This is a genomic window from Holtiella tumoricola, from assembly GCF_027857615.1.
GTDB lineage: Bacteria > Bacillota > Clostridia > Lachnospirales > Cellulosilyticaceae > Holtiella > Holtiella tumoricola.
Genome location: NZ_JAQIFT010000048.1, coordinates 154,513 through 165,141 on the forward strand (window position 1 = coordinate 154,513; position 10,629 = coordinate 165,141).

Sequence of the window (10,629 nt, forward strand, 5' to 3'; positions counted from 1 at the left end):
GGTTATGTACTAATTTAACATGAAATTATAAAAAAACATTAAAAAAGTATTGCATAATGACTATAGAAGAGGTATAGTAAAAATATAAATGGAAAAAAATTCCATAAAAGTGTAAAAGTGTTTCTGTTGCATTATTTACATGTACCTATTAATTTTTAGGGTTAAGAAAGGGGAAAATAAATGAGTCGTCTTATTAAAAGAAAACTAGGTTACATAGTAGCAGCATTATGTGTTACATCAATGACATTTTCACCTATTTTAGTATCAGCTCAAACACCAAATGAGGATGTACAGATTATCATGCCTTATACGAATGACCAGTATGAAGAACGTACATCTCTTCAACCATTAGCAGATGGTTACAGTGTAGCAGATATGCTAGCTTGGTCACCTGCAAGTGACCCAGATGCAAGATATGCACGTTCTGTTGTACCACTTCAAGATCGTTTTATGGGAGACGTAGTTAATCCAAATGCTAATCCAGATGCAAAAATCACCAACTGTGCTTTAACAAATGCAGATAGTAACAATGCACCTACACAAGGTGGTGACATTGCGATGAACTATATCTTCTCATATTGGCAATATATAGATAGTTATATTTACTGGGCTGGACGTAAAGAAGGGATTTTTGCAATTCCTTCACCAGATGTTATTGATTCAGCACATAAAAATGGGGTACCTGTTGTAGCAACTGTTGGTTTCCCTTGGGGAAGTGGAGCAGGGTATGTTGATGAAGTTCGTGCCTTCTGCCAAAAAGATGAAAATGGAAATTTTCCAGTTGCAGATAAAATGCTAGAGATGATGGAATTCTATGGCTTTGATGGTTGGTTTATCAATCAAGAGTCTTATGGATGTAATTCACAAGATGCACAAAATCTTGTAGATATGATGCTTTATATGAGAGAGAAGAAACCAGATATTTATTTAAGCTGGTATGACTGTATGAATAGTTCTGGTAATGTTACTTACTATGATTCATTAACAGATAGCAATTCTATGTATTTTGATTACAATGGTAAAAAAGTTATGGATGATTTCTTCCTTAACTATAATTGGAATAAGTCTAAAACGGATGTAACGGTTGCCACTGCAAATAAATTAGGTAGAAGTCCGTTTGATGTATTCTCCGGTTTAAATGTTCAAGAAGAATCTTATAATAAGTACTTTAATGTAGGTGCCTTATTAGATGAAAATGGTAAACTTCGTACATCACTTGCAATGTACTGTCCAAACTCTACATTATCTATGGCTAAAGACGTAGAAGATTTTTACAAACATGACCAAATTTTTTGGGTAGGTCGTACAGGTGATCCAGCAAATACAGATACATCACAAAGTTGGGTAGGGCTTGCAAACTATGTAGCAGATAAGTCTGCCATCAATCAAACACCATTTGTAACCAACTTTAACACAGGTCATGGCTATACCTACTCTATCGAAGGGGAAGTATCTAGAGAGCGTGAATGGAATAATCGTTCTAACCAAGACTACTTACCAACATGGAGATGGATGGTTGAGTCTACAGGCTCTAAACTTGCAGCAGACTTTGACTTTAAAGATGCTTATGAAGGTGGTAACTCTGTTAAGTTTACAGGTAATTTAGATGCTGCAGCACCAAACCATGTTAAACTCTTTAGTACTGATCTACCAGTAACAAGTAGTACACCTGATTTTGCTGTAACGTACAAACCATCTAGTACAGATGTAAAAGTACAACTTGGCCTTTGTTTTGGTGATACATATGATGAAAAAAATTTCACGTTTATTGACCTTCAAGCAGGTAAAGCAGGTACATGGAATACGGATACGGTTTCTTTAAAAGAATATGAAGGGCAAACCATTAAAGGTATCTCTATTCGTATAGCATCTGAAACCGATGTTAAGGACTATACTTTAAATCTTGGACGTTTTGCAATGCAAGATACAAAAGTGGATACAGTAGCTGCAACAGATAAAGTAACTCTAGATGAAGTGATGTTCCATGATGCATATAATGCAGAAGCACGTATTTACTGGAATACTGTACAAGATGAAGACTTATATGCTTATGAAGTTTATCGTGTTCATGAAAATGGAGACAGAGAATATATAGGTATGTCTCATAATAATGCTTATTACATTTCACCATTTGAAAGAGATGGTGAAGAAAAAGTTTCGACCTTTGAGGTTGTTTCAGTAGATAAGAACTACAATAGAGGAGAAGCAGCAACAGTTGCAATTGATTGGCAATTAGCTGTAGGTGATACAGAAAAACCAATTACAGAAAAACCTATTAACTTAGCCCTTAATAAACCTGTTAAAGCAAGTAATGCAAATACGGGTGAACCAGCTATGAAGGCAGTAGATGGTACTGTAGAAAATAACAGTAAGTGGTGTGATACTAATGCACGTACAGGATGGTTAGAAATCGATCTTGGAGAAGTAATGAGCATTCAACGTTGGGTTGTTAAACATGCTGAAGCAGGTGGAGAAGCTTCGAATATGAATACAGTTGCTTTTGATTTACAAGTGTATGATGAAGTAACTGGAGCTTGGAAAAATGTAGATGTTGTAAACAATAACACTGCTGCAGTAACAGATAGAAGCTTAGCTGAACCTGTAGTAGGTCAACGTTTTAGATTAAATATACGCAACTCAGGAAGTTCACCTTGGGGAGCAATTCGCATTTATGAATTTGAACTCTATGAAGAAGCAGGTCAAGAACAATCACAACCACATCCAATGCACTTTGTAAAAGCAATTAATAAAGAAGGTGCTATTGATTCTGTTATATTTAGCCGTGTAAAAGAAGGGCATACAGTACGACTTTATAGTAGTATTGATAGTGCAGAAGCTATTGCAGAAGCAGTAGCGAATGGAACAGGTGTTGTACGTTTTGAAAACTTAGATTTAGGTGTAGATGCAGGTCGTATTTACTATACAACTCAGGAAACTGATAAAGGTGAAAGTGCTAGAATGAGTGTAGCTTATGATAGTGAAGTAGGCGATGCAGTAGCAATTCCAACAGAGCTAAAGATTACAGACTATGAAATCATTAAAGGAGAAACATCTGGTAATTACTATGCTAATGTTGAAATTCATGGATTAGAACCAGGTACGATTGTTAACTACTATGAGTCAGAAGATGATATGGTAGCGAAAAAATCAAGTATACCTGTAGCTGAAGGTTCAACAACGGCAGTATTAGAACGTATTTTATTTAACCGTGATGGAGGTTCTATTAACCTTGAAGTACAACATGAAGGTCTAAGAACAACAAGGTTCAATGCTGCATACAACTATAAGAAAGAAATTGCTACAACAGGTAAGATTCAAATTAATGTAACAAGTACAAATGGTCACGCAATGCAAAGCGCACTTTATGATGTCTATAAAGAGGGTGAACTAGTAGGTACAATTGGTACAGATAATGCAGGTGTTGGAGTAAGCAAAGATTTACTACCAGGTATTTATACTCTTAAATTTAACCATATCCCTGGTGAAACTTATGTACCAGATACAAAAGAATACACCATTGAAATTACTGAACCATTCCAAGTGATTGAGCAAGACATTGTACTTGAAGTAAAAGTAAAACAAGTTGAAGATGTAGTAGCAACTGTAAAACAATTTGAAGCTTATACACTCCCAGAAACAGTGACAGCTACAATGGCTGACCTATCTATAGAAGAATTGCCTGTAATGTGGGATAAAGTAGTAGATACAACTGAGGTAGGTGTGTTTGAATTCTTAGGTACAGTGAAAAATTATGATAAACAAGTAAAATTAACACTTACAGTAGAGTCAGAAACAGAAAATGAAATGAATATTAAATCTATTATAAACCCACAAGATGTAACTGTAGAATACGGTACAGTTGCTAGTGCGCTTAACTTACCAGAACAAGTAACTGTAGTTCTTGAAAATGATACGGAGGTAGAAGTTCCAGTCGCATGGGATACTACAGGTTATGATGGTAACAAAGCAGGTACTTATACATTAAGTGGTGAACTTAACTTAAGTAGAAGTGTAACTAACCCAGAAGGGCTTAAAGCATCTATTCATGTTTTGGTTCAAGAAGAAGGTCTTGCTGCACCAGTAGCAACTTTAACAATGGAAGGTAAAATCCAAGCAGGTGTAGAAAATCGTGTAAGCTATACAGTTAACCTTGCTAACCTAGAAGATGTTAATATGTATGAAATAGGATTAACATATGATCCAAAACAACTTACAATTACAAATGCACCATTAGACTTACCAACAGGTGTTAAAATCCAAACGACCAATAAACCAGGTCAAATCAAAATCACATTTGGTACAATAGATATCCGCGACTTAATCGAATCTACACCAGTTATTTCATTTGACTTTAAAACAAGTAAATCTATTCAAGAGGGTGAAAAAGTTAAGGTTGAGCTTGAAACTGTAAAGGTTGTATCTATTCATGAGGATGATAAGACAAAACTTCATACTGTTATAGGTACTTCATCAGATAATGAAGCAACAGGCAAACCAGCAGGTACTGATATTAATGGTGATGGAAAAGTAACACTTGAAGATCTTTCTATTGCAATGAAGTACTATATGACAGATAGCACAAGTGATAATTGGACTAAAGCTAAGAAGTGTGATGTAAATGGAGATAACATCATTGACTTATCAGACCTTATTGCAATTTCAGCTAAGAGAACAGATAAATAAATCATAATCCTAGAAGCTACTTTAAATTTTCTTAAAGTAGCTTCTATTTAAAGACTATAGGGGGGAAAAAGATGAAGAGGCAGTTAGGGACATGTTTAATAGCTATGCTGATGTTGGGTACAACTTCTATCGATGCTAGTGAAATAGGCATACAAAATAACCAACTTACTATACCAGTAGGAGAAAAACATTTTTCAGTTCAACTTAATGTAAAAGAAGATGAACTTTATGCAGGAGTAGAAATGGGTGTTGATCTTACACAAGGACTAGAAATTAAAAATATCAATTATGGAATAGACCAAGATTATATGAATGTAGGTCCTGTACAAAATAGTGCAGGTACGTATTATTTTGGCTATTTTGATGGAGAAAATAAATTCTCAGGGAATTATACAATTACCTTAGATGTTGAAAAAGTAGATGAAACTATAAAAGAAGCTTCGATTAGTCTAAAAGCATTAAATATTACGCGTTTAGATGACCAGCAAAATGTTGAAACAGATAAAAAAAGTCTAGATCAACAAGTATATGTAACGTTTAAGGAGGATCAAGCACCTATAAAAGAAGAAACGGTTATACTAGAAGAAATACCTAATGACAGACCACAACAAAAAGAACCAGTAACAAAGCCTACAGTAGATAAACAACCATTAGTAGAACCAGAAGAAACAATACAGATAGAAGAAAAAGTAGAGCCAGAGCAACCTAAAGAAGAAGTGAGTAGGCCTATAGAAGTAGAAAGTATAGTAGATCCAGCTCCAGAGCCTGAAAAGGAAATAGTAGAAGTTAAGACTCCTCTTCCTTACGGAAAGATGACCTTAGGTGCGATACTCATTGCGGCTTTAGCATTTGTTATAGGAAGGATAACAAAGAAAATGAATTTACCAAAGGAGGATAAACATGATCAGCAACTCTAAAGCCTTTATAAAACGTATAGCTTTTTTAATATGCTTGACACTGGGGGTAGCAGGTGGATATCCTCCAGTTTTAGCACAAAATAGTCAAACTAATTATGAAAGGCCTTTTATTGTAATAGAAGATGTTCAAGTGCCTGTTACGACAGGGGGAGCATGTGAGCTTGTTCCAGCTACTACGTCACAAAGTATAGAGGTCAAATTTGATACGTTACAAAAAACAGTCCAAGCAACTACTGAAGCCATGATTCAATTAGATATTGAGATAGGTAATGTAAGCCAGGTCAATTTATTTGAGATGGAGTTAGAATATGATAAGGAGCGGGTTTCATATGTAGAAGAAACGCTTTGTTTAGAGGGGGGTGTTTTGATTAGTAAAGACATTTGCGACGGAAAAGTAAAACTTCTATTTGGAACAATGCAAGTGCAAGATTTACAAGAAGTTCAAAAAGTCATGAGCCTTCAATTTGAGACTAAAGATAATCTTAAAAATGGCGATGAGATACAAATTAAGTTAAATCAATGTGATGTAGTGAGCATTAATGATAAGGATGAAACTCAGCTTATAAAAGGACTCAATCAACCAGAAGTCATTACTATTTATGTAATAGAAGAAGAGCCTACTCCAGACATCAATAAAGATGGTGTAGTTACTTTAGAAGATCTATCTATAGCTATGAAGTATTACAGTATAGATTCTACGCAGGACTTGTGGGATAAAGCTAAGAAATGTGACGTGATACAAGATGGTATAATAGACATGGCTGATTTAATCGCCATACGTTTAACTATGAAATAGATATATAAAAAAAGGATGTTAAAAAGCATCCTTTTTTGTTAATAAGCAAAGGATACGTGATTTGGGAATAAAAACTTTTAAACTAAGGGTTTTTAAAAGTATTATAAAATAAAGATTGAATAAACATATTAATATTCAAATAAGAAAAATTTTCCAATACTAATTGATAAACAAATAACGATATGGTAAAATTATGTAAACAGCATCAAGGAGGAGACTTTAATGAATAAAAAATTTATAAGCGTAATGTTAGGGCTAAGTATTGCAACAGGAAGTTTTACAACTTTTGCAGCAGATGCGGTTTCGGGGGCATCTAGCACAACAACAAGTACTACAAAACCAAGTACAAGTACTGCAAAACCAAGTACAAGTACTGCAAAACCAAGTACAAGTACTGCAAAACCAAGTACAAGTACTACAAAACCAAGTACAAGTACTGCAAAGCCAAGTACAAGTACTGCAAAACCAAGTACCAGCACTTCAAAACCATCAGCAACAACTTCAAGCGTAAACAAACCTGGTGAAGTTTATGTGGTTAAAGCAGGAGATGTGCTTTCAAGAATTGCTGTTAAATATGGTATGACTTATCAAGAAATTGCTACTTACAATAATATTAAAAACCCACATTTAATTTATGTAGGTCAAAAAATTGTTATTCCAGTAAAAACAACACAAACAACACCAAAACCAGCTGAAACAAAACCAACTACAACAGTTGAAAAACCAGTAGAAGTAAAACCAGAAGTAAAACCAGAGGTTGTTACACCAGCACCAGAAGTAGATGTAGTAACAAGTGCATCTGTAGCAAATGACATGATTCAGTTAGAAAAGGCTTTAAGTACAGAAGGTACATGGATTATTTGTGCAAAAGGCGATCTTACAATAGATAAAGAAATTATTGTAGAAGGTGAGTTCAGAAATAAAAACAACCCAGAAGATAAAATTGCTCGTAAACTTGCTTTATATGATCAAGATGAAAATAAAAATGTAACAGCTTCACATACACTTACAGCACCAAAAATGATAGTAAAAAGCGAAAACTTCAAAATCCAAGAAGGTACATTTGTAGGGGATATCTATGTAGATGCACCAGGTTTCACACTTGTTAACACACAAGTAGAAGGGAATATCTATTTTACAAAAGAAGCTTATAGAAAATCATTTGTACTCCAAAAAGAAGCAAAAGTAACAGGCTCTATCATTACTGGAACAGAAGTTGACTCTGTATCAGGCGCATCACTTGCAACAGACGAAGCATCTCTTGAAAAAGCTTTAGGTAACAAATGGATTATTACTTTAAAAGAAGATATTACAACAGATAAAGAAATTGTAATGTCAGGCAGATTTGAAAAACAAGATAAAAAAGATGCTACTAAAGTAGTAGCAGGACGTAAACTTGCTTTATACGATCAAGATGAGAATAAAAAAGTAACAGCATCTTATACACTTCAAGCACCAAAATTAACAGTAAAAAGTACAAATGCTAAAATCCAAGAAGGAACATTTGTAGGGGATATCTATGTAGAAGCACCAGGATTTTCACTTGTAAGAACAACAGTTGAAGGTAATGTTTACTTCGCAAAAGAAGCTTATATGAGAACAGCTGACTTATCACAAGGTACAGTTAAAGGTGAAGTAGCTGTCAAAACAGAAGGAATAGATGCAGTAACAGGTGCATCATTTGCTACAGAAGAAAGTAAATTACATATGGCATTAAGTCAAGAAGGTACATGGATTATTTGTGCAACAGATGACTTTACAACAGATAAAGAGATTGTAGTTGAAGGTGAATTTAGAAATAAAAATAAACCAGAAAATGATATCTATCGTAAGCTTGCACTTTACAACCAAGATAGTGGTAAAAATGTAATTGAAACCTATGTACTTACATCACCAAAAATGATTGTAAAAAGTGAAAACTTTAAGATTCAAGAAGGAACATTTGTAGGAGATATTTATGTAGAAGCACCGGGCTTTACACTTACAAATGTAACAGTAGAAGGTAATATCTACTTTGCTAAAGAAGCTTACAAAGAAACTTTCAAATTAGAGCAAGATGCAAAAGTAATAGGTTCACTTTTAGAAGCTAAATAATAGACTATAAAATAGAAAGCGGCATACCTAAATCAGGGGTATGCCGCTTTCTATTTTATAGCTTGTATCTTTTCTTCTTGCTATTCATTTTAAAATATATTATTTAAAGAAAATCATATATAAAGGACCATGGAATAATTTGATTTCTTTGTTATAATAAAGATGAGATTAAATTGGGAGGAAAATGAAATGAAAATAGGTATACTAGGTGCAGGGAATATTGCAAGAACAATGGCAACAACATTAAATAGAATGGAACAGGTAGAATGCTATGCAATTGGAGCAAGAGATCTAGAACGTGCAGAAGCGTTTAGAGAAGAATTTGGACTTGCTAAAGCCTATGGCTCTTATGAAGAACTTGTGCAAGATTCAGAAATCGATTTGATTTATGTGGCAACACCTCATTCACATCACTATGAGCATGCAAAACTTGCGTTAGAACACAATAAACATGTACTATGTGAAAAAGCTTTTACATCAAATGCAAGAGAAGCTAAGGCGCTTTTAGATCTTGCTAAGTACAAGAATAAGTTATTAGCAGAGGCTATATGGACAAGATATATGCCTTCATGTCAAATGCTGAAAGAAACTATTGAAAGTGGTATAATAGGTAAAGTAAGCAACTTAACGGCACATTTAGGGTACGTAATAGGTGATGTTACAAGAATTGCAGAGCCAAGCTTAGCTGGTGGAGCGCTTCTAGACATTGGTGTTTATAATATCAACTTTGCGAGTATGGCTTTTGGAGATAAAGTAGTAGATGTTCAGTCAGCAGCTGTTGTATCAGATAAAGGTGTAGATCTTCAACATAGCATTATCTTAATCTATGAGGATGGAAAGATAGCAACGCTTAATAGCACAGTTTTAGCACAAAGCGAGTGTCAAGGTGTAATTGCTGGAGACAAAGGTTATATAGTAGCAAATAGTATTATTAATACACAAACTATCAAAATATATGATTTAAGTGGCAAAGAAATTCAATGTTTACAAATTCCAGATCAACATACAGGTTTTGAATTTGAAGTAGCAGCTTGTATTGAAGCTATTAAACAAGGTAAAATTGAATGTGAAGCAATGCCACATAAGGAAATTTTACGTATTATGGAATTAATGGATAGCTTAAGAAGTAAATGGGGTGTTAAGTTCCCTATGGATGAAAGAGAAATTTGAATTTAGAAAGAGGTGTATTAGAATGGAGAATACACAACAGTCAAAGTTAGATTTGATTTATGAAGATACCAAAACACGTACGTTAGAGCATTTAGAGAGATTAAAAAAGACTGAAGATAAGGAAGTTATAGAATCTGATAGGATTTTTCAGTATCTCCAACAAACAATAGACTGTTTACAACTGTGTATAGAGCATTTGCCACAAACATCTATGACAAGACAACGTTATGCCAAGTATAAAGATGAGCTAGGTGAACTTGGTGAAGACGTGGTGAAATTAACTAGCCCTAATAGATGGTAGGATATAGAAATAGAAAAGAAGGGCTTTCATATATATGAAAGCCCTTCTTTTCTATTTTTTATTTTATTAATTAGGTTGAATAAAATAAAAAATAGATAGAATTATTGCATAAAATCTACAGTTGAAAAAGTGCTCTAATGTAGTCAGCTTTTGGGAAGATGAAATTTGAGAAACGATTAAATTAAGCTCATAGAGAGAAGCTTTGATATAGTTTTCGCCATTTTCTAGAAATAACAAATCTCTATAGAAAATGCTGTTAAAAGAAGCAGAGTTAGAGCAGTATGAATTTTGTCAGATGTAATATGGATTGATTTTTTTATTCTTAAAATGAAATCATATAGGTAGAATGGGACATTGATATCAGAAAATACAACTGATGGTGCAAGCGTACATACTTTTAAATGTTTTTTCATTGGCATACTCTTAGGACATAATTTATAAATAGAAGATGGAGTAAGTATAGAAACTATACTGATAAAATAGTTAGAAGTAAAGATATAAGTAAATTAAAAAGGAGATTTTGAATAAATAATAGAATAAAATTTTAAATAGATGTTGACATAGAGCAGGTTTTAATGCATAATAGAACAAGTCAGCAGCGCACGGCATCGCTGATAAACAAGGTTAAGTCCTTGATAAATAAGAACTTGAACATTGAAAATAAAATA

6 protein-coding genes are annotated in these 10,629 nt (G+C 33.8%); all 6 read left to right on the top strand.

The window, feature by feature from the left end:
• Window positions 1-180: 180 nt before the first annotated feature.
• The 6 genes from PBV87_RS13655 (at window position 181) to PBV87_RS13680 (ending at window position 9,961) form a co-directional block, all read left to right on the top strand.
• A complete protein-coding gene (locus PBV87_RS13655; protein ID WP_271012637.1) occupies window positions 181-4,683 on the top strand; it encodes an endo-beta-N-acetylglucosaminidase in 4,503 nt (1,500 codons plus the stop codon).
• Window positions 4,684-4,754: 71 nt separating this feature from the next.
• Window positions 4,755-5,600 carry a hypothetical protein gene (locus PBV87_RS13660; RefSeq protein WP_271012638.1) on the top strand — a complete coding sequence of 282 codons (846 nt, stop codon included), beginning with the start codon at window positions 4,755-4,757 and terminating at the stop codon, window positions 5,598-5,600.
• Entirely contained in the window at window positions 5,584-6,396 is an 813-nt protein-coding gene (locus PBV87_RS13665; RefSeq protein WP_271012639.1) for a hypothetical protein, read from the top strand. The genes PBV87_RS13660 and PBV87_RS13665 overlap by 17 nt, the downstream gene beginning before the upstream one ends.
• 222 nt (window positions 6,397-6,618) lie before the next feature.
• A complete protein-coding gene (locus PBV87_RS13670; RefSeq protein WP_271012640.1) occupies window positions 6,619-8,490 on the top strand; it encodes a LysM peptidoglycan-binding domain-containing protein in 1,872 nt (623 codons plus the stop codon).
• Between the two features lie 189 nt (window positions 8,491-8,679).
• A complete protein-coding gene (locus tag PBV87_RS13675; protein ID WP_271012641.1) occupies window positions 8,680-9,660 on the top strand; it encodes a Gfo/Idh/MocA family protein in 981 nt (326 codons plus the stop codon).
• Window positions 9,661-9,682: 22 nt separating this feature from the next.
• On the top strand, window positions 9,683-9,961 hold the full coding sequence (locus PBV87_RS13680; protein WP_053985095.1) for a hypothetical protein: 279 nt from the start codon (window positions 9,683-9,685) through the stop codon (window positions 9,959-9,961).
• The last annotated feature ends 668 nt before the right edge of the window (window positions 9,962-10,629 follow it).